This is a genomic window from Pseudomonas arsenicoxydans, from assembly GCF_900103875.1.
Taxonomy (GTDB): Bacteria; Pseudomonadota; Gammaproteobacteria; order Pseudomonadales; family Pseudomonadaceae; genus Aquipseudomonas; species Aquipseudomonas arsenicoxydans.
This window is the reverse complement of sequence record NZ_LT629705.1, coordinates 5339527-5359385: the sequence shown is the minus strand read 5'-3', so window position 1 is coordinate 5359385 and position 19859 is coordinate 5339527. Positions and strand designations below refer to the sequence as shown.

14 protein-coding genes and 2 pseudogenes are annotated in these 19859 nt (G+C 60.0%); 13 read left to right on the top strand and 3 right to left on the bottom strand.

Going from position 1 to position 19859, the window contains the following annotated elements; genetic code table 11:
- Positions 1–115 precede the first annotated feature (115 nt).
- The gene (gene xthA / locus BLQ41_RS24960; RefSeq protein WP_090185761.1) at positions 116–928 is read right to left on the bottom strand and encodes an exodeoxyribonuclease III; all 813 of its coding nucleotides are present in this window, start codon (positions 926–928) and stop codon (positions 116–118) included.
- A gap of 277 nt (positions 929–1205) precedes the next feature.
- Here xthA and BLQ41_RS24955 point away from each other — a divergent pair, with 277 nt between their 5' ends.
- The 3 genes from BLQ41_RS24955 (at position 1206) to BLQ41_RS24945 (ending at position 7314) form a co-directional block, all read left to right on the top strand.
- The gene (locus BLQ41_RS24955) at positions 1206–1856 is read left to right on the top strand and encodes a GNAT family N-acetyltransferase (RefSeq protein ID WP_090185759.1); all 651 of its coding nucleotides are present in this window, start codon (positions 1206–1208) and stop codon (positions 1854–1856) included.
- 65 nt (positions 1857–1921) lie between these two features.
- On the top strand, positions 1922–3649 hold the full coding sequence (locus BLQ41_RS24950; protein WP_090185756.1) for an autotransporter assembly complex protein TamA: 1728 nt from the start codon (positions 1922–1924) through the stop codon (positions 3647–3649).
- Positions 3646–7314 (top strand): translocation/assembly module TamB domain-containing protein, encoded by a 3669-nt coding sequence (locus BLQ41_RS24945; protein WP_090185754.1) that lies wholly within the window; start codon positions 3646–3648, stop codon positions 7312–7314. Before BLQ41_RS24950 ends, BLQ41_RS24945 begins: the two co-directional genes overlap by 4 nt.
- 98 nt (positions 7315–7412) lie before the next feature.
- On the opposite strand, the pseudogene BLQ41_RS31455 reads toward BLQ41_RS24945, so the two are convergent.
- Positions 7413–8009 (bottom strand): annotated as a pseudogene (locus tag BLQ41_RS31455) (methyl-accepting chemotaxis protein); the annotation flags it as partial.
- A 261-nt stretch (positions 8010–8270) separates the two neighbouring features.
- Positions 8271–9053: pseudogene (locus tag BLQ41_RS31450) on the bottom strand (MCP four helix bundle domain-containing protein); the annotation flags it as partial.
- Between the two features lie 342 nt (positions 9054–9395).
- Between BLQ41_RS31450 and BLQ41_RS24935 the strand changes: the two are divergent.
- The 10 genes from BLQ41_RS24935 to BLQ41_RS24890 all read left to right on the top strand — a co-directional run bounded on the left by BLQ41_RS24935 (position 9396) and on the right by BLQ41_RS24890 (position 19815).
- Positions 9396–10415: a LacI family DNA-binding transcriptional regulator gene (locus tag BLQ41_RS24935; protein ID WP_090185748.1), complete on the top strand. Its 1020-nt coding sequence runs from the start codon at positions 9396–9398 to the stop codon at positions 10413–10415.
- Positions 10399–11403, top strand: a complete 1005-nt coding sequence (locus BLQ41_RS24930) for an ABC transporter substrate-binding protein (protein WP_090185744.1) — start codon at positions 10399–10401, stop codon at positions 11401–11403. Before BLQ41_RS24935 ends, BLQ41_RS24930 begins: the two co-directional genes overlap by 17 nt.
- Before the next feature lie 21 nt (positions 11404–11424).
- Positions 11425–12273, top strand: coding sequence for an ABC transporter permease (locus BLQ41_RS24925; protein WP_090188818.1), 849 nt, complete (start codon positions 11425–11427; stop codon positions 12271–12273).
- On the top strand, positions 12270–13064 hold the full coding sequence (locus BLQ41_RS24920) for an ABC transporter permease (RefSeq protein ID WP_090185742.1): 795 nt from the start codon (positions 12270–12272) through the stop codon (positions 13062–13064). Before BLQ41_RS24925 ends, BLQ41_RS24920 begins: the two co-directional genes overlap by 4 nt.
- Positions 13061–14092 carry an ABC transporter ATP-binding protein gene (locus BLQ41_RS24915; RefSeq protein WP_090185739.1) on the top strand — a complete coding sequence of 344 codons (1032 nt, stop codon included), beginning with the start codon at positions 13061–13063 and terminating at the stop codon, positions 14090–14092. The genes BLQ41_RS24920 and BLQ41_RS24915 overlap by 4 nt, the downstream gene beginning before the upstream one ends.
- A 25-nt stretch (positions 14093–14117) precedes the next feature.
- Positions 14118–14951, top strand: coding sequence for a phosphodiesterase (locus BLQ41_RS24910; RefSeq protein ID WP_090185736.1), 834 nt, complete (start codon positions 14118–14120; stop codon positions 14949–14951).
- 191 nt (positions 14952–15142) lie between these two features.
- Positions 15143–16462 carry an OprD family porin gene (locus tag BLQ41_RS24905; RefSeq protein WP_090188816.1) on the top strand — a complete coding sequence of 440 codons (1320 nt, stop codon included), beginning with the start codon at positions 15143–15145 and terminating at the stop codon, positions 16460–16462.
- 195 nt (positions 16463–16657) lie between these two features.
- Positions 16658–17131: a MarR family winged helix-turn-helix transcriptional regulator gene (locus tag BLQ41_RS24900; RefSeq protein ID WP_090185733.1), complete on the top strand. Its 474-nt coding sequence runs from the start codon at positions 16658–16660 to the stop codon at positions 17129–17131.
- On the top strand, positions 17128–18597 hold the full coding sequence (locus tag BLQ41_RS24895) for an efflux transporter outer membrane subunit (RefSeq protein WP_090185731.1): 1470 nt from the start codon (positions 17128–17130) through the stop codon (positions 18595–18597). The genes BLQ41_RS24900 and BLQ41_RS24895 overlap by 4 nt, the downstream gene beginning before the upstream one ends.
- A 15-nt stretch (positions 18598–18612) precedes the next feature.
- A complete protein-coding gene (locus BLQ41_RS24890; protein WP_090185727.1) occupies positions 18613–19815 on the top strand; it encodes an HlyD family secretion protein in 1203 nt (400 codons plus the stop codon).
- Positions 19816–19859: the final 44 nt, after the last annotated feature.

Below are 19859 nucleotides of genomic sequence, written 5' to 3'. Positions count from 1 at the left end.
GCACCTTATATAGCCAAGGAAAGTGCCGGGAGAATAAGTCAGTAAAGTTTCCGAAAGATGACAGTGATCGTTCCCACGCTCTGCGTGGGAACGATCATGTGTGAAGGCGGGGGGATCAGCTCAACTCAAGCCAGATCGGCGCGTGATCCGACGGCTTCTCCATGCCGCGCAGTTCGTAATCCACTCCGGCGTCCTTCACCCGTGACAACAAGCCGTGAGACGCCATGATCAGGTCAATCCGCAGCCCGCGCTTGGGCTCGTCTTCAAAGCCGCGGCTGCGATAGTCGAACCAGCTGAAGCGGTCGGCCACGTCCGGGTTCAAGTGGCGAAAACTGTCCACCAGGCCCCAGTTTTTCAGACGGGCCATCCACTCGCGTTCTTCCGGCAGGAAGCTGCATTTGCCGGTCTTGAGCCAGCGTTTCATGTTGTCCGGGCCAATGCCGATGTCACAGTCTTCCGGGGAAATATTCACATCGCCCATCACCACCACCGGCTGTTCATTGGTGAATTGCGATTCGAGCAACAATTGCAGGTCGCTGTAGAAACGTTCCTTGGCCGGGAACTTGGTGGGGTGATCGCGGCTTTCGCCCTGTGGGAAATAGCCGTTCATGATGGTCACCGGCACGCCATCGGCATCGGCGAACGTGCCCCAGATGAAGCGCCGTTGAGCGTCTTCTTCATCGGTGGAGAAACCCTTTTGCAGCGAAAGGGGTTCTTTACGCGAGAGCAGGGCGACGCCGTAATGGCCTTTCTGCCCGTGGAAATACACGTGATATCCCAGCGCCTGAACCTCGGCCAGCGGGAACTGGTCGTCGTGAACCTTGGTTTCCTGCAGCCCGATAACGTCCGGCTGATGCTTTTCGATCAGCGCCGCCAGCTGATGCGGACGAGCGCGCAGCCCGTTGATGTTGAAGGAGACGATCTTCATGGTCGGCAGTCCTGGCAAAAGGGCGATGCTAGCTGACCTGTAGGAATCGGGCCAGTGTTGAGGCAGGGGAGTTACCTTGTTCTGTCAGACATGTGGTGTCTTTACTGGGCTGACTGATTTCTCAAGTCTGGTCTATACCTTGTGGGAGCGAGTTTGCTCGCGACGACGGCTTACGCATCGGCACTGATTTGGATCAGCAAGGAACTGTGTCGGCGCTATAGGCTCGTAACCAGAAGAGCGCAGTCATTTGAACCGCGCCCCGGGGAGAAATACCGTTATGCCCGAAACCTCGACCGCCATTGCCGATATCCACATGCTCGACAGCGGCTATGCCCACGAAGCGCGCTCCCTTCTTTACCACGCCTACCGACACGAGCCGACGTTCGGTTACCTGTTCGAAGCCGAACGTCCAGGCTACGAACATCGCGTGCGGGCGACCGTGCGCGAGCTGGTCAAACAACATTTTCTGCAGGATTTGCCGGCCATTGGCCTGCTGGTCAACGACCGGTTGATCGGCATCGCCCTGATTGCACCGCCGCAACGCCGGTTGGGCATCACCGAAAGTTGGGCGTGGCGCCTGCGCATGGTGCTCAGCACCGGTTTTCGTTGCACCCGTCGCTACCTCGATTACCACGCGGCAGTGGCTGCCTGTGTGCCGACCGACTCGGTGCACGTCCTGCCGTTACTGGGAATCCATCCACAGTTCCAGGGCCAACACTTCGGCGAACAACTACTGCAAGCGGTGCACAACTGGTGCGCGGTGGATGAAAACTCCCAGGGCGTGATCCTCGACACCGGGAATCCTCGTTATCTGGAGTTCTATAAGCGTCAGGGTTATGAGGAAATCGGCGAGGTCGCCGTAGGACCGATTCGCGAGCACGTGTTTTTCCACGCCAATCCCCAGGTGTTACAAACAGCAACGGCATAAAGGTAGAACTTTCACCCCACGCCAGGCTCTATCACGCTCCCAAGCTCGTGATAGCATCCGCGCCTATGAAGTTTCCAGGAAGATTTACCAGTGGCGTGCTGATGCTGTTAACCAGCTGCGCGGCGCTGGCGCAAAGTGAATTGGATGTGCGGATCAAACCGTCCAACGATGAACTGAAAGCCAATATAGAGGGCTATATCGGCAGCCTCGGCGATCGTGACGAGCAAGCGTTGCTGCGCTTCAGTCGTGGCGCCGAGGAGCAGGCGCGCAAGGCTGCCCAGGCCTTGGGTTATTACCAGCCGCACATCGACAGTGACGTGAAGGGCGGCAAAAACCCACGCCTGGTGCTCAATATCGATCCCGGCGAGCCAGTGCATTTGCGCAATGTCACGATTCGCATCGATGGTCCTGCCGCGTCCCTCAAGGCCTTTCGTGTCCCCCAAAGCCATGCGCTGCAAAACGGCGCCGTGCTCAACCACGGCAATTACGAAGACGCCAAGCGGCTGATTCAGAACCAGGCTTCGCGCTACGGCTTTTTCAGCGGCCATTTCACCCACCAGACACTGTCGGTGGACCCGCGAGCGGGCGTCGCCGACATCGAGCTGATTTATGACAGCGGCCCGCGTTATGCCCTGGGCAAGGTCAGTTTCGAAGGTGACACGCCGTTCGACGAAGACCTGCTGCGGCGTATGGTGCCGTTCAAGCAAGGCGCACCTTACGATTCCGAACTGATCGCCGAACTCAATCAAGCCATGCAGGCCAGCGGCTATTTCGAGAGCGTGCGGGTGGATGCGGCACCCACGGCGGCCGAGAACGATGTGATTCCGGTCGACGTTAAACTTGAAACCCGCAAGCCGCGGACCATGGGGCTGGGTCTGGGTTTTTCCACTGACGTCGGCCCGCGGGTCAAGGCTAACTGGACCCGGCACTGGGTCAACCCGCAGGGGCACAGCTATGGCTGGGAGACCGAAGTCTCGGCGCCGCGGCAGAACGTAGGTGTGTTCTACGACATTCCGCTGGACCCGCCGCTGACCGACAAACTGCGCTTCGCCGGCGGTTATCAGAACGAAGAAATCGCCGACAAGGACTCTCTCAGTAAATTGCTGACACTGGGACCTGAGTGGCACAGCAAATTGCCCAGTGGCTGGCAGCGCGTGGTCTCGCTCAAATGGCAGCGCGAGGAATACCGGCTCGGCGACGATTCGGGGCTCAGCACCTTGCTGATGCCGGGCATCACCTATTCGTATCTGAAAAGCGACAACCGCATCGATCCGCACAACGGCTATCGCCTGCAATTCGAGACCAAAGTGGCCAAGGAAGGCTTGGGTTCGGACACCAATCTGGTGTACGGCACCGCGCTGGTAAAAGGTCTGACCACGGTCTTCGATAAACACCGTTTCCTCGGTCGGGTTCAGGTCGGTGGTAGCGCCACCAATGGCTACAAGTCCGTTCCGCCATCGTTGCGTTTCTTCGCCGGTGGCGATCAGAGCGTGCGTGGTTACGATTATCAGAGCCTGTCCCCGGAAAACTCCGACGGCGACCGCATCGGTGGCCGCTACATGGTCGCTGGCAGCGTCGAGTATCAGTATTCCATCGCCGAAAAATGGCGGGTCGCGACCTTTGTTGACCAGGGCAACTCCTTTAATACACTCGACCTGCCGAACCTCAAGACCGGCGTTGGTATCGGCGTGCGCTGGGTTTCGCCAGTGGGGCCGATTCGTCTCGACCTGGCCCATGCGCTAGACGACGACGGCGGCATCCGCTTGCACTTTTCCATGGGGCCTGAGCTGTGAAGCGTGGTTTGAAAATAACGCTGCTGGCGATTCTGGCGCTGCTGATGCTGGTCGTCCTGGCCGTAACGACGGTGCTGGGCACGGCGACGGGCAGCCGTTGGGCGCTCGGTTTTGTGCCGGGTTTGACCGTCGAGGATTTCCAGGGCCGCTTAGGCGGGCAGTGGAGTGCTGATCATCTGTTGTGGCAGCAGGACACCAGCCGGGTTGAGCTCAGCAAGCCGATTTTCGCCTGGTCGCCGCTGTGCCTGATGCGCATGACGCTGTGCATCGAGCAATTGAAGGCCGATCAAGTCAGCCTGCAATTTCCGCCGGGCACCGAAGAAGCCAGCAGCGGACCGATCGCGCTGCCGGATCTGAAATTGCCACTGGCCATCGAACTGGGCGATGTCCAGGTCGGCAGCCTGCTGTTCAATGGCAGCGAAGAACTCAAAGGCTTGCAACTGGCCGCACACTGGACCGCGCAAGGGTTGCAGATCGATTCGGTGAAGTTGCAACGTGACACGCTCAGCCTGAATCTTTCTGGCCTGCTGCAGCCCACCGGCAATTGGCCGCTGAAGGCCGAAGGCACACTGACCCTGCCGGCCCCCCAGCCCTGGAGCCTGGCACTGAAGGTCGACGGTGATTTGCTGAAGACACTCAACCTGAAAGCCGACAGCAGCGGTTACCTCAACGGGCAACTGAGCGGCGAAGTACAACCGCTGGTAGAGAACCTGCCAGCCAAAGTGCGCATCACCGCCGACGGTTTCAAGCCCAGCGCCGAACTGCCGGACACCTTGCAACTCAATCAACTGGAACTTACCGGCGAAGGCGACCTGAAAAACGGTTACCAATTGCTCGGCAAAGCGACATTGCCCGCAGAAAAAGGCCCGGTCGCATTGATGCTGCAAGGCAAGGTCGACGCCCAGGGCGCGCAGATTGCCGCGCTCGACCTGACCGCCAACGACAAGCAAAGCCTCAAACTCACCGGTCAACTGGATTGGAGCAAAGGCCTGAGCGCCGACGCGAAAATCGACTGGCTCGACTTCCCGTGGCATCGCCTCTATCCGTTGATCGATGAGCCAGAAGTCGCGTTGCGCAGCTTCAACGGACAAGTCTCCTACACCGATGGCAAATACCTGGGCAGCTTCAAAGCGGCGCTGGATGGCCCGGCGGGTGCGTTCAGCCTGAACAGCCCGTTCAGCGGCGACCTGACGAAAATCTACTTGCAACAAATCCAGCTCGAAGCCGGACAGGGCAAGGCCGAAGGGCACCTGAACCTGCAATTTGCCGATGGCATCGCCTGGGACACCGCCCTGGATCTGTCGGCGATCAACCCGGCGTACTGGGTCGCGGAGCTGCCGGGCACACTGGCCGGACCGCTGCGCAGCAAGGGCGAGATGAAGAATGACAAGCTCAGCCTGAACGCCGACCTCGACCTCAAAGGCAAACTGCGCGGCCAGCCGGCGGTGATCCAGGCCAAGGCCGATGGCGGTGGCGAGCAATGGAACCTCAACGCGCTGCAAATCCGCCTCGGCGACAACAGCATCAACGGTAAGGGCAGCCTGCAACAGAAACTGGCCGGCCAGATCGACATCAAACTGCCGCGCCTGGCCCAACTCTGGCCACAACTGCGTGGCCAGCTCAATGGTCACCTCGATGTCGCCGGCACGCTCAAGGCTCCGCAAGGCAAGCTCGGGCTGCAAGGCACGCAACTGGCCTTCCAGGACAATCGCCTGCAAAGCCTGAACCTGGACGCGAACCTCGACAGCGCGCAACGGGCGAAAATCGACCTCAAGGGCAGCGGCATTCAGGCCGGCGACACCGCACTGGGAACGCTGACCGCCAGCGGCCAAGGCGATATCAAAAACCAGAAACTCACCCTCGATCTACAAGGTCCGAAGCTGAAACTGGCGCTCGGCCTCGACGGTGCGCTGGACAAGGGCAACTGGCGCGGTCGTCTGGCCAGTGGTGATATCCAGGCCGGAGGTCAGGACTGGAAGCTGCAAGGCCCGGCCAGGCTCGAACGATTGGCCGATGGCAAAATCAACTTCGGCGCCCATTGCTGGATGTCCGGCCCGGCCAGCCTGTGCGGTGAAGACCAGCGCCTGATGCCTGAACCAAAGCTGCGTTATCACCTCAAGCAATTCCCGATTGAAAGCCTCGCGCAGTGGTTGCCAAAGGATTTCGCCTGGAACGGCAAGCTCAACGCCGACCTGCAACTGGATTTGCCGGCCAGCGGCCCGAACGGCCAGATCAGCGTCGATGCCAGCGGCGGCACCTTGCGCATGAAGGAAAAGGATCAGTGGCTGGAGTTCCCGTACCAGACCCTGCTGCTGACCAGCAAACTCACGCCAAAACGTATCGACACCGACCTCAACTTCGTCGGCGGCAAGCTCGGCGAATTGCGCGTGCAAGCGCAGATCAATCCGTTGCCCGCTAACAAACCGCTGACCGGCTCATTCCGCCTCAGTGGCCTGGACCTGTCCGTGGCGCGGCCGTTTGTGCCGATGGTCGAGAAACTCACGGGGCGTCTCAATGGCAGTGGCACGCTCGGCGGTACGCTGCTGGCGCCTCTGGTCAATGGCAACCTGCTGCTCAGCGACGGTGAAGTATCGGGGCCTGAACTGCCGATGGAGTTGCAAGCCTTGCAACTGCAAGCGGTGATTGCCGGCGAAACCGTGCAACTGAACGGCGGCTGGAAAAGCGGCAAGACCGGGCAGGGCACTCTCAATGGCAATATCGCCTGGGGCCAGGCGCTGGTGGTGGACCTGGCCCTCAAAGGCACACAGTTGCCGGTCAGCGTCGAGCCATACGCCAAGCTCGAAGTGGCGCCGGACCTGAAAATCTCGATGAAGGGCGACGAACTGGCGATTGTCGGCAAAGTGCTGGTGCCAAGGGGCGATATCACCGTGCGCGAACTGCCTCCCTCGACGGTCAGGCTTTCAGGCGACACCGTGATCGTCGGCCAGCAGACCGAAGAGGGCAAACCGCCGCTGGCGATGAAAATGGACATCGACGTGGCGGTCGGTCAGGACAAACTCAGCTTTGCCGGGTTTGGCCTGACCGCCAACGTGCAAGGTCATGTGCACATTGGCGACAACATGGACACCCGCGGCGAGCTCTGGCTCAACGATGGCCGTTATCGCGCCTACGGCCAGCGACTGACGGTGCGCCGGGCACGTTTGCTGTTTGCCGGTCCCATCGATCAACCGTACCTGGACATCGAAGCGATTCGCCAGACCGACGACATCATCGCCGGCATTCGTCTCAGCGGCAGCGCCGAGCAGCCCACCACGCAGATTTTCTCCGAGCCGGCCATGAGCCAGGAGCAGGCCTTGTCCTATCTGGTACTGGGCCGTCCGCTGAGCAGCAACGGTGAAGACAACAACATGCTGGCCCAGGCGGCGCTTGGTTTGGGCCTGATGGGCAGTTCCGGTGTGACCAGCGGCATGGCCAAGAATCTGGGGATTCAGGACTTCCAGCTCGATACCGAGGGCAGCGGCAACACCACCAGCGTCGTGGCCAGCGGCAACCTCTCGGAAAAACTCAGCCTGCGTTATGGCGTCGGCGTGTTTGAACCGGCCAACACGATTGCCTTGCGCTACAAGTTGAGCAAGAAGGTCTACCTCGAAGCCGCCGGCGGCGTGGCCAGTTCGCTGGACATCTTCTACAAGCGAGATTTCTAACACCTCGATCCTTTCAGATAGACCGGGTCGCACCCATCGTAAGCAGGCCCGCCCCCACACGGTCCGGTGTGGTCCTTGTGGGAGTGGGGCGGCGACGCTCAGAGTTTGAACTGGGCGACCAAGGTGCTGAACGAACCGGCCAGGCGCGACAGCTCCTGGCTAGCGGCCGCCGTCTGATTGGCCCCCGCGGCGCTCTGGGTCGACAGGTCTTGGATGTTCGTCAGGTTACGGTCCACTTCCCGTGCGACCTGGGCCTGCTCTTCGGAGGCGGAGGCAATCACCAGATTGCGTTCGTTTATGATCGAAACGCCGTCCGTAATCTTCTGCAACGCCGAACCGGCGTCCTGCGCCAAATCCTGGGTTTGAGTGGCCAGTGCCAGGCTCTTGCCCATGGCGTTCACGGCCCCGTCGGCCCCGCGTTGCACGGTGCTGATCATGCCTTCGATTTCCACGGTGGAGGCCTGGGTGCGATGGGCCAAGGCACGAACTTCGTCGGCCACCACGGCAAAACCACGACCTTGCTCTCCCGCACGGGCCGCTTCGATAGCGGCATTCAAGGCCAGCAGGTTGGTCTGTTCGGCAACGCTGCGAATCACGTCCAGCACCTTGCTGATCTCCCGGACATTTCCGGCGAGTTCGGTCACTGCCTGGTTGGAACCGGTGATTTCGGCCACCATGTGGGTGATGCCTGCCACGGTCTGTTTGACTTGTGACTGACCGTTAATGGCGTCGCTACTGGCGCTGCTTGAGGCTTGTGAAGTGGTGACGGCGTTACGTGCTACTTCTTCAACCGCAGCGGTCATCTCGTTGACCGCCGTGGCAGCCTGCTGGATTTCATCATTCTGACGGGTTAACCCGCGTGTGCTTTCTTCGGTCACGGCTGACAGTTCTTCGGCGGCCGAAGCCAGTTGATCCGAAGCGTTGGCGATTTGTGTGAGGGTGCGCTTCAGGCCCCCTTGCATCGCAGAAATGGCATTGAGCAACTGGCCTGCTTCGTCGTGGCTGTTGCCGCTGATGGCTCGGGTGAGGTCGCCACCCGCAATCTCCTGGGCGTAAGACACGGCCAGCGCCAATGGACGTGTGATCATGCGGGTGATGAAGACGCCAAGGGCAATGGCCAGGACGAACGCAATGATGATCCCGGTCGTCAACGACAGTGTGGCGGTGCGGTGCAACGCTTCTGCCGCAGCAGCGCCTTCGCCTATCTGTCGATTGTTGGAATCAACCATCACCCGTATCAGGCTTCGCGCTTCACGGAACGCGATGTTGTTGGTGCCGTTGAGGATGGCGGCGGCCTCGTCCAGATTTTTGGCGTCTATCAGTTCGACAATCTTTTGTGATGTGCTGATGTACGTCGGCCAGATCAGGTCCAGTTTGTCACCCGCCGCGCGCTCATCGTCCTCCAGTGGCGTCGCACGGTAGCTGGCGTAGGCATTTTTTGCAGTGTTCAAATCAGTCACCAGCGCTTCGTGCAGACGGTGATTTTCGCTGTCCGGTAGCACGCCTCTGTGCCCATCAAGCAGACGATACAGCCCACGGTTGTGCGCGGTGAGGCTGCTCAGGGTTTCCCCGGTTTTGCCCACTGACACGAGGTTGTTAGAAAAGGTCTGCGCCAGCGCCGTGGACAACCGATTAATGCCCAAGATGCTACCGGCACCTACGAGTAGAGTAATCAAGGCGCAGAAAACAAACGCTGTCAGCAGTTTGGTCGAGAATTTAGAGCGGCTCAGGATGTTCATTCTGCGAACTCGGTTGAGGTTTGTATGGGTTTGATCAGCGGGGATTGATGGCCACCATAATGACATCACAGTAATTCACTAACTAGAACATTTACCGTTTTTTCGCTCGCAGCCCAAAGCAAGACATAACGGCCTCTGGACGCGCGGGGGAGAACACACAACCCAGTCTATTTCTGCCGGATCGCTGAAGGTCTGATAGGTGCGCCTGTGCTCAAATCCGTTGAGCAGGAGGGGCGTAATCGGATGCCGCGATTGCCATCAAAATGTCATCTTTTAATCGCATGAACGCCATGTTCGCTGAGTAATGTTCTCGCCAATGAGATCGATCTCAAGCGAGCGACAATGACTGATTTGAAAGAAGTTGCACGACTGGCAGGTGTGTCGCGGGCGACTGCCGCGCGGACCTTTGCCTCCCCCGAAGTGGTGCGTCCGGCGACCCGCGAGCAAGTGTTCGCCGCTGCCCGCGAATTGGGTTTTCGGCCCAATCGCCTCGGCCGCCAACTGCGTTTGCAAACCACCAACCTGATCGGGGTGGTGGTCCCCAATCTCCTCAATCCGGTGTTCGCCGAGCAATTCCAGGCAATGGAGCGGGCCGCGCGTTTGCGTGGCTACAATTTGTTGCTGGCGACCACCGATTACAACAGCGAGCGTGAAAGCGCGGTGGTCGAGGAGTTGTTGCGCCAGCGGGTTGACGGGCTGGTGCTGACCGTCACCGATGCCGAAAGCAACCGCGTGCTGCAAAGCCTCGCCAGCGAGGACACGCCGTTTGTGCTGGCTTATCACCAACCGAGCAATCCCGATTACAGCGCGGTGTCGGTCGACAACCGCGCCGGGATGGCGTTGGCCACGCGTTACTTGCTGGACGCGGGGCATCGGCGCATTGGCATGGTCGCCGGCCCGGCCTTGCAGTCTGACCGTGCCCGTCTGCGTTACGCCGGTTATGGCGACGCGATGCGTGAGCACGGCCTCGACAGCTTGCCGGTGATCGAAATGCCTGCCCATACCCAAGCCGATTTCGCCGCCCTTGAACCTTTTTTGTCCGGACCACAGGCGCCCAGCGCGTTGGTTTGTTCCAACGATTTGCTGGCGATCAGCCTGATCGCCGAACTGCGCCGACACGGCTGGAATGTGCCTCGGCAACTGTCAGTGATCGGTTTCGACGGTATCGCGCTGGGCACGCAAATGCACCCCACGCTGTGCAGCGTGGTGCAGCCAATTGCAACGCTGGCCAGCACGGTCATTGACCAGTTGCTGGCACAAATTGCTGGCGCCGCCCCGGTTTCCCATTGCCTGCCTTGCCATGTCCGGCCAGGCGAAAGTACTCAACCCTACGAGGAGAAACTCGATGATCCGCTTCACTAAAACCCTGGCGGCGTTATGGCTGTGCGGTGTGGCCAGCCTGGCCCAGGCCGCTGAAACGGCGATTTGCTACAACTGTCCGCCGGAATGGGCGGATTGGGGCACTCAACTCAAGGCCATTGCCGACACCACAGGTGTGCAGGTACCGCTGGACAATAAAAACTCTGGCCAGGCCCTGGCGCAGTTGGTTGCCGAGCGCGCCGCGCCGGTGGCGGACGTGGTGTATTACGGCGTGACATTCGGTTTACAGGCACAAAAAGCCGGAGTGGTCGGGACTTATAAACCCAAAGGCTGGGAGCAGATTCCGACGGGGTTGAAAGACCCGCAGGGGCACTGGTTTGCAATTCATTCCGGGACGTTGGGAATCATGGTTAACGTTGATGCGCTGGGTGGCTTGCCGGTTCCGCAGAGCTGGGCTGATCTGCTCAAGCCTGAGTACAAAGGCATGGTCGGCTACCTCGACCCATCCAGTGCATTCGTCGGTTACGTGTCCGCGGTCGCCATTAATCAGGCCATGGGCGGGACCCTGGATAACTTCGCGCCGGCCATTGATTACTTCCAGAAACTGGCGAAAAACGCGCCCATCGTGCCGAAACAAACCGCGTATGCGCGGGTGCTTTCCGGTGAGCTGCCGATTCTGGTCGACTACGACTTCAACGCTTACCGCGCGCGCTACAAAGACAAGGCCAACGTCGCTTTCGTGATCCCCAGGGAAGGCAGCATCAGCGTGCCTTATGTGATGAGCGTGGTCGACAACGCGCCGCATCGCGCCAACGCCGAAAAGGTCCTGGATTTTGTGCTGTCCGACCAGGGGCAGGCGTTGTGGGCCAAGGCATATCTGCGTCCGGTTCGTGAGATGAAGATGCCGGCCGACGTCGCCGCGCAGTTCCTTCCGGACAGTGACTATGCCCGCGCCGGCGTGGTCGATTACGAAAAAATGGCGGCGGTGCAGGAAGCCTTTGCTGCGCGCTATCTGAGTGAGGTCAAGTAAGTGACGACTGTGCCGCTCAACGTGCAGGACGTCTCGTCCCGCCACGATGTTTTGCAGCGCCTGCGACCAACTGTTGCCTGGGCGCTGGCCCCGGCGGCAGCGGTTCTGCTCGCGTTCTGGCTGTTGCCGCTGGCGCATTTGATTCTGCTGGGTGGGCAACGGCGCGACGGCAGCGACAGTGGCTATTGGCAAGTGCTCAGTAGTGCGCAATACCTTGGCAGCTTGGTGCAGACCTGCCTCCTGGCGGCGTTGGTGACACTGGCGGCGTTGTTGGTCGGTGGCATCAGCGGGGTGTTTCTCGCCCGCCAGCAGTTCTTCGGGCGCTCGGCGTTGGTTGCGCTGCTGACGTTTCCGCTGGCGTTTCCCGGGGTGGTGGTCGGCTTTCTGGTGATTCTGCTGGCCGGTCGACAAGGCTTGTTTGCATCGCTCGGTCTGGAGCTGGCGGGTGAGCGCTGGATTTTCGCTTACTCGCTGACGGGACTGTTCATCGGTTATCTGTACTTCTCGATTCCGCGGGTGATTCTCACGGTGATGGCCGCGTGTGAAAGCCTGGATCGCAGCCTGGAAGAAGCCGCGCACTCACTCGGTGCCGGGCATTGGCGGGTGGTGTGCGACGTGATCGTGCCGGGGCTGGCCCCCGCGCTGGTGTCCTGCGGCGCCATTTGTTTCGCGACGTCGATGGGCGCTTTCGGCACTGCGTTCACCTTGGGCACGCGGCTGAACGTGACCCCCGTGGCCATCTATAACGTGTTCACCAACTACGCCAATTTCACCGTGGCCGCTGCGCTGTCGGTCATCCTCGGAGCAGTCACCTGGGCGGTGCTGTTACTGGCACGGCGCGTGGCCAAACAGTCGGGGACGGTTTTGTGAAACGAACAACGCTGTTTATCGCACAGCTGGTTTTTACCCTGCTGGTCTGTGCCTTCATGTTGGTGCCCGTGCTGATGTCGTTGCTGGCGGGGCTGACGCGCAATTACTTCGTCGGGGTGTCCAGTGGCCTGACGTTCGACTGGTTGATTCAGGTCTGGCAAAGCTACTCGCCGACGGTCTGGTTATCGCTGCAATTGGCGGTTGCCTGTGCCGTGTGTGTTTGCGTGATCGGCGTGCCGGCGGCTTATGCCCTGGTGCGGATGAACAACCGCTTCAGCCGCGCATTCGAAGAGCTGATGGTGTTGCCGGTGGCCATGCCGGGCTTGGCCAGTGCCTTGGCGTTGCTGTTGACCTACGGGCAATTTGGCGAGTTTCGCAGCAGTTGGCTGTTTATCCTGGTGGGGCATGTGTTGTTTACCTTGCCATTTCTGGTGCGCCCAGTGATGGCCGTGATGCAGCGCCAGCAATTGCCGACGCTGGAAGAGGCGGCGGCGAGCCTCGGTGCCGGGCCGATCAAGCGTTTCTTCAGCGTGGTGGTGCCCAATTGTCGGGCCGGGATACTGGCCGGAGTGCTGATGGTCGTCACCCTGTCGCTGGGTGAGTTCAACCTGACCTGGATGCTCCACACACCGATGACCAAGACCTTGCCGGTGGGCCTGGCCGACAGCTATGCCTCGGCGCGGCTGGAAGTGGCCAGCGCCTACACCCTCATATTTCTGTTGATGATCGTGCCGCTGCTGATTGCGTTGCAGGCCATCAGCGCCCGTCTTTCTCGTGGAGAGCGTCGATGACTGGAACCACTATTCGCCTGCAGGGTTGCCGCAAGGCGTTCTCTGACGGCACCGTTGCTGTAGACGATTTGAACCTGACTATCGAGGCCGGGGAAACCTTGGCGATCCTTGGCCCGTCCGGTTGCGGTAAAACCACCACGTTGCGCATGATCGCCGGCCTTGAACGCCCGGATGTCGGGCAGATTTTCTTCGCCGACAGTGACGTCACACGCCTGCCCATCGAGCGCCGCGACGTGGGCATGGTGTTTCAGAATTACGCGTTGTTTCCGAACCTGGACGTGGCCGGCAATATTGTTTACGGCCTGAAGATAAGAGGCCTGTCGCCCGCTGAACGCAACAAGCGTTGCGCCGAGTTACTGGAACTGGTCGGCCTGCAGGATCACGGTAAACGCCGCATTCACGAGTTGTCCGGCGGCCAGCGTCAGCGGGTGGCACTCGCCCGTGCGTTAGCCCCCCGGCCTCGGGTGTTGCTGCTTGATGAGCCGTTGGCAGCGCTGGATGCGCAGTTGCGCGAACGGCTGCGTAGCGAGCTGGATCAACTGCTGCGCAGCTTGCGCATTACCTCGGTGTTTGTGACGCACGACCAGGGCGAGGCCATGGCGCTGGGGGACCGGATCCTGGTCATGGAGCGCGGACGAATCGCACAACTGGCCACGCCACGAGACATCTATCAGCAACCCGCCAACGCGTTTGTCGCCAGTTTCGTCGGCAACCTCAATGCGTTCCCGGTGATCGAACCGACCGCCCATGGCTTGAAGGTCAGCGGCGGCGAGTTGCCCTGGAAGGGCATCCCTGTGCCGACGACGGTGTACTGCCGTCCTGAGCATTTGCGGGTGATGGACGGTGCGGGGCATGTGCGCGGTCGTCTGGTCGGGCAGTTTTTCCAGGGGGCGCAAAGTCGCCTGTTGGTGGACGTTGGGACTGGGCAGCCATTGCTGGTCGACAGCGCTGACGGCGTCATTCATGCCACCGGCGCGCTGATTGCCCTGGCCATCGAGCCACACGTGTTGTTCACCCTGCATTCGTGATGTTTTTTGTTTAAGAGCACTTATTTTGAACAGTCCGTTTCTTATTGCGCAGATCAGCGATTTGCACCTTAAAGCCGATCAAAAGCTGACCTACGGCGTGGTCGATTGTCTGGGCGCGTTGCGGCGCGCGATCGATCATTTGAATGCCAGCCAACCGCGCCCTGACATCGTGGTCATCAGCGGCGACCTGGTGGATTTCGGCCGTGCCGATGAATACGCGGTGCTCAAGCGCGAACTGGCGCGATTGCACATGCCTGTCTATCTGGTACCCGGCAATCACGATGATCGCGAGCAGCTGCTGGCGGGATTTACCCATCACACTTATTTGCCGACTAACGCCAACGCGCCGCTCGATTGGGTGGTCGAGGAGCACCCGGTACGCCTGATCGGCCTGGACTCGACCCGACCGGGCGCCCATGGCGGTCAATTGCTGGACAGCCAGTTGCGCTGGCTCGATGAGCAATTGTCCCGTCGCCCCCATGTACCGACGCTGTTAATTCTCCATCATCCGCCTTTTATCACCGGCATCGGCCACATGGACCACGAGCCGTTTATCAATACCGCCGCGTTGGAAGCGCTCGTCGCTCGCCATCCGCAGGTAGAGCGCTTGCTTTGTGGGCATCTGCATCGGCCGATGCAGCGTCGCTTCGGCGGCTCGCTGAGTTGTGTGTGCCCCGGCACTTCCCACCAGATCGTGCTGGATCTGGAGGCATCCGCGCCCGCACATTTCAATCTTGAGCCGGCGGGGTACCTGGTGCATCGCTGGCATCCGCAACAAGGTCTGGTGACCCACAACGCCGTGTTCGGTGAATACGCCGGGCCTTATCCGTTTTATGACGTTCATGGATTGATCGACTGATAAGACCTGGACGATGACGATGCTGTCCTTATTTAGCTTGGGGAGGTTTTAACGACGGCCACTTAGTACGGTTACACGACGTTTATCTCAATGATGACTTAATGCTCGGGCTTATTCATTGGTGGGCCCGTTGCTTCCTGCTGTCTTTTTACTGAGCACAGAACATGGTTTCTGCGCTGGAGTTCGCCCTGATGAAAGCCTCGCTTCAAGTATTAAGTATTTTGACCGGCGGTTTGGGCATGGCCCTGAGTCCCTTGGCGTCTGCTGATTTCATTAATGACAGCAAAGCCAACTTGAACTTGCGTAACTTCTATTTCAATAACGATAACCGCGACGGTGCCGCCGCGCCGTCGAAAACCGAAGAATGGGGCCAAGGCTTCATGCTCAACTATCAGTCGGGGTTCACCGACGGTACGGTGGGTTTCGGTCTGGATGCGATCGGTTTGCTTGGGATCAAGCTCGATAGCGGTGAAGGACGGCATGTCGGCAGTTCAATGATTCCCAGTGATGGCGATAAGGCCGCGGATCAATGGGGTCGTGCCGGCGCGACGGCAAAGATGCGGTTCTCCAAGACCGAGTTGCGCTACGGCACCTTGCAGCCGAAGTTGCCGATTCTGGTGGCGAACGATGGCCGACTGCTGCCGCAAACCTTTGAAGGCGGTCAGGTCACCAGCAACGAACTGGATAATCTGACCTTTACCGCCGGCCAAATTGAGCATGCCACTGGCCGCGGTTCCAGCGACAGTGCCGGCCTGGCGGTAGCGGGTGCCACCCAGGAAAGCAACAAGTTCACCTTCGCTGGCGCTGATTACAAACTGACTAAAGACCTGACTGCCCAGTATTACTACGCCAACCTCGAAGATTATTACCAACAGCACTTCGTCGGTGTATTGCATGTACTGCCGTTGGGTGAGTACGGCTCGCTGAAAACCGACTTGCGGTATTTCAAGACCACTTCCGATGGCAAGAATAGCAACGCTGCCGGGCGTGCCAGTGGTTACAAGTTAGGTGGTTATACCAAAGGCGGGACGGGTGAAATCGACAACGATACCTGGAGTGCGGCATTTATTTACTCGTTAGGCGGCCATGCCATTACAGCGGGTTATCAAAGCGTTTCCGATGACAGCAACTTTGCTCAACTCAATCAAGGCGGGCTGGTTGACAAAGGCGAGGGCGGCGCCAGCCTTTATCTGTACACCGACCGCACCATTCAAACCTTCATCCAGGCCGGCGAACGGACCGCTTTCGCGCAATATGCCTACGACTTCGCCGCCGCGGGAGTTCCGGGTCTGAAGGCGTCGGTCATGTACCTCAAGGGCAACAACATCCAGACGACAAGCGGCCAGGACGCGAGCGAATGGGAGCGAGATATCTCCCTGGATTATGTGATTCAAAGTGGCGCGTTGAAGAACGTCGGTTTCGGCTGGCGCAACGCAATGTCACGCAGCGATATCGCCCGCAATCAGGATCAGAATCGCCTGATCGTGAGCTATTCCATTCCTCTGATGTAAGCCCGCCTTCAAGCCCATCGGCGAACAGGTTCACGATCATGTGCGTGAATCTGTTCCTGCCGACGATTGACCCCTCTATCCCCCCGCCGCCGATCAGCTAAATACAAAGCAACCTAACTATTACGTTGACATTCGCTGCCTAGGCAGTAACATCTCGTCATACATTCTCTGCCTAGGCAGCTAATTGGTGGTCAGATGAAACATTTCACGCCAGACGAATTCCAGAATTGCCATCTCGGCCTCCTGCTCGGGCGCGCTGCGCTGCTCAAGGACCGGATCATCGACACGCACATGGAGCCCCACGGCATCACCGCCGCGCAGTTCAAAGTGCTGATCATCATGGCCCAGTTCGGTGTCGATACGCCGGCCGAGCTGTGCCGGCACCTGTCGCTGGACAGCGGTTCGATGACCCGCATGCTCGATCGTCTGGAACAGAAAGGTTTCCTCGCCCGCCAGCGTTCCGAGGCGGATCGCCGTCAGGTGCAACTGGTGCTGACCGAAGAAGGCCAGAAGCTCGCCGACCGGCTGCCGCACATCGGCGCCGACGCCATGAATGAACTGGCTGGCGCGATCACACCGGATGAGCTGAAAACCCTGGAACAGATCCTCAAGAAAATATTGGTGGCGGCGGGTGACTCGATCACCTTGCTGCGGGTAGGTGACAAATGAGCAGTAAAACCCTGCGTGCCGGTTTGAGCCTGGTGCTGGTGGCCATGACCCTGGCCGGATGCGCCAGCTATAGCGGCCTGACCACCGAAGGCGTCAGCCTCGATGCGAAAAACCTCAAGGCCGGACAATCCCTCAGCGGCGTGACCCTGTCGCCGGCGGCCTGGCCGAAAAGCGACTGGTGGACCAGCCTGGGCGATCCGCAACTCGATGGTCTGATCCGCGAAGCCCTGCACGACAGCCCAGACATGCAAATCGCCGACGCCCGTGCGCATCAGGCCAGCGCCGCTGCCTATGCCGCCGACGCTGCGCGCATGCCGACCCTCGACGCCAGCGCCGGTGTCAGCCGTTCGCGTCTGTCCCGCGATCAAGACCCGAGCGGGCAGGGCGGCACTTACGCCACCGTGCGCAATATCGGCGCCAGCTTCAATTACAACTTCGACCTCTGGGGCGGTCAGCGTGACGCCTGGGAAGCGGCGCTGGGCCAGGCCCGTGCGGCCGAAGTCGACCAGCAGGCCGCTCAGCTGACCTTGTCTGCCGATGTCGCCCGCGCCTATAGCGATCTGGGCCAGGCTCACATCGTCTATGACCTGGCAAATGAAGACCTCAAGCGTACTCGGCAAATGCTCAACCTGAGCCAGCGTCGCTTGAGTTCGGGGATCGATAGCCAGTACCAGTTCCAGCAAACCGAAAGCCTGGAAGCCACCTCCGAAGCCAGCCTGATCGAAGCCGAAAAACGCCTGCAAAGCGCGAAAATCGCCTTGGCCGTGCTGCTGGGCAAAGGCCCGGACCGCGGTAACGAAATCGCCCGGCCGAAAGTCCTTCAGGCCAGCGCCGTTGCTTTGCCGTCGGTGTTGCCGGCCGAATTGCTTGGTCGTCGTCCTGACCTGGTGGCCGCGCGCTGGCGGGTCGAGGCCGCGAGCAAGAACATCGCCGCGGGCAAAACCCAGTTCTATCCCAACTTGAACTTGAGCGCGGCGGCGGGTGCCGAATCTTTACTGGGCGATGCGATGTTTGGTTCGGCGAGCCGTTTCTTCAACATCGCGCCGACCATTTCCGTGCCGATTTTCGATGGTGGCCGCCTGCGTGCCAACCTCGACTCGCGCGACGCCGATTACGACCTCGCCGTGGCGCAGTACAACAAAAGCCTGGTGAAAGCGCTGGGCGATGTCAGCGACACCATCAACCAGTTGCGCGATATCGGCCGGCAGATCGGGGCTCAGCAACACGCCACCGACATTGCCCAGGATTCTTACAACACCGTGGTCCAGCGGTACGGTTCCGGCATCGGCAACTACCTGGACGTGCTCAGCATCGAGCAGCAATTGCTCCAGGCCCAGCGTCAGCTGGCCAACCTGAATGCCGAGCAGATCGACTTGTCGATCCAACTGATGCAGGCGCTGGGCGGTGGCTTCCAAGGCGAAACCCTGACCGCAGCCAACGCAACCCCAGCCACACAGCACAACTAATTCAAGGTATTTGTCATGGCCACTGCCGATACATCTCAAGCCCCGGACAATGCTCAAGACACGAGCAATCCGCGCAAACGCAAAATCATGTTGGTGGTGCTCGCCATCGTGGTAATCCTCGCCGGCATCGGTGTCTGGGGTTATCACGAATTCTACGGGCGCTGGAATGAAAGCACTGACGACGCCTATGTGAACGGCAATGTGGTGGAAATCACCCCGCTGGTCACCGGCACCGTAGTCAGCATCGGTGCTGACGACGGCGACCTGGTCCACGAAGGCCAGGTGCTGATCAACTTTGACCCGAACGATGCCGAAGTCGGTCTGCAAAGTGCCCAGGCCAACCTGGCCCGCACCGTGCGTCAGGTTCGCGGCTTGTATAGCAACGTCGACGGCATGAAAGCCCAAGTCAACGCCCAGCAGGCAGAAGTGCAAAAGGCGCAAGACAACTTCAATCGGCGGAAAAACCTTGCCGCTGGCGGGGCGATTTCCCAGGAAGAACTGTCCCACGCTCGCGACGACCTGACCTCGGCACAAAACGCCCTGGCCAACGCCAAGCAACAACTGAAAACCACCAGCGCGTTGGTGGATGACACTGTGGTGTCGTCGCATCCAGACGTAATGGCGGCTGCCGCGCAGCTGCGTCAGGCCTACCTGAACAATTCGCGCAGCACCTTGATCGCGCCGGTCACCGGTTATGTGGCCAAGCGCTCCGTGCAACTGGGTCAACGGGTTCAGCCAGGCACTGCGCTGATGGCGGTGATTCCGCTGGATCAGCTGTGGATCGACGCCAACTTCAAGGAAACCCAACTGCGTGACATGCGCATCGGCCAGCCGGTGGACATCGAAGCCGACCTGTACGGCAGCGACGTTAAATTCAGCGGCACCATCGACAGCCTCGGCGCCGGGACCGGCAGCGCGTTCGCCTTGCTGCCAGCGCAGAACGCCACCGGCAACTGGATCAAGATCGTCCAGCGCGTACCGGTGCGGATTCACATCAACGCCGAAGAACTGGCCAAGCATCCGCTGCGGGTCGGCCTCTCGACTCAGGTCGATGTGAACCTGCATGACCAGAGTGGCCCGGTGCTGGCGCAACAGCCGCCACAAAAGGCTTCGTTCAGCACCAACGTGTATGACCGTCAGTTGGCCGAGGCCGACGCGATGATCACGCAGTTGATCCACGACAACAGCGCTGCGGTCAGCAAAACCGTTCAACGCTGATTCGCCAATCCCCACGCGGCGCCCGTTGAACGGCGCCGCGACAG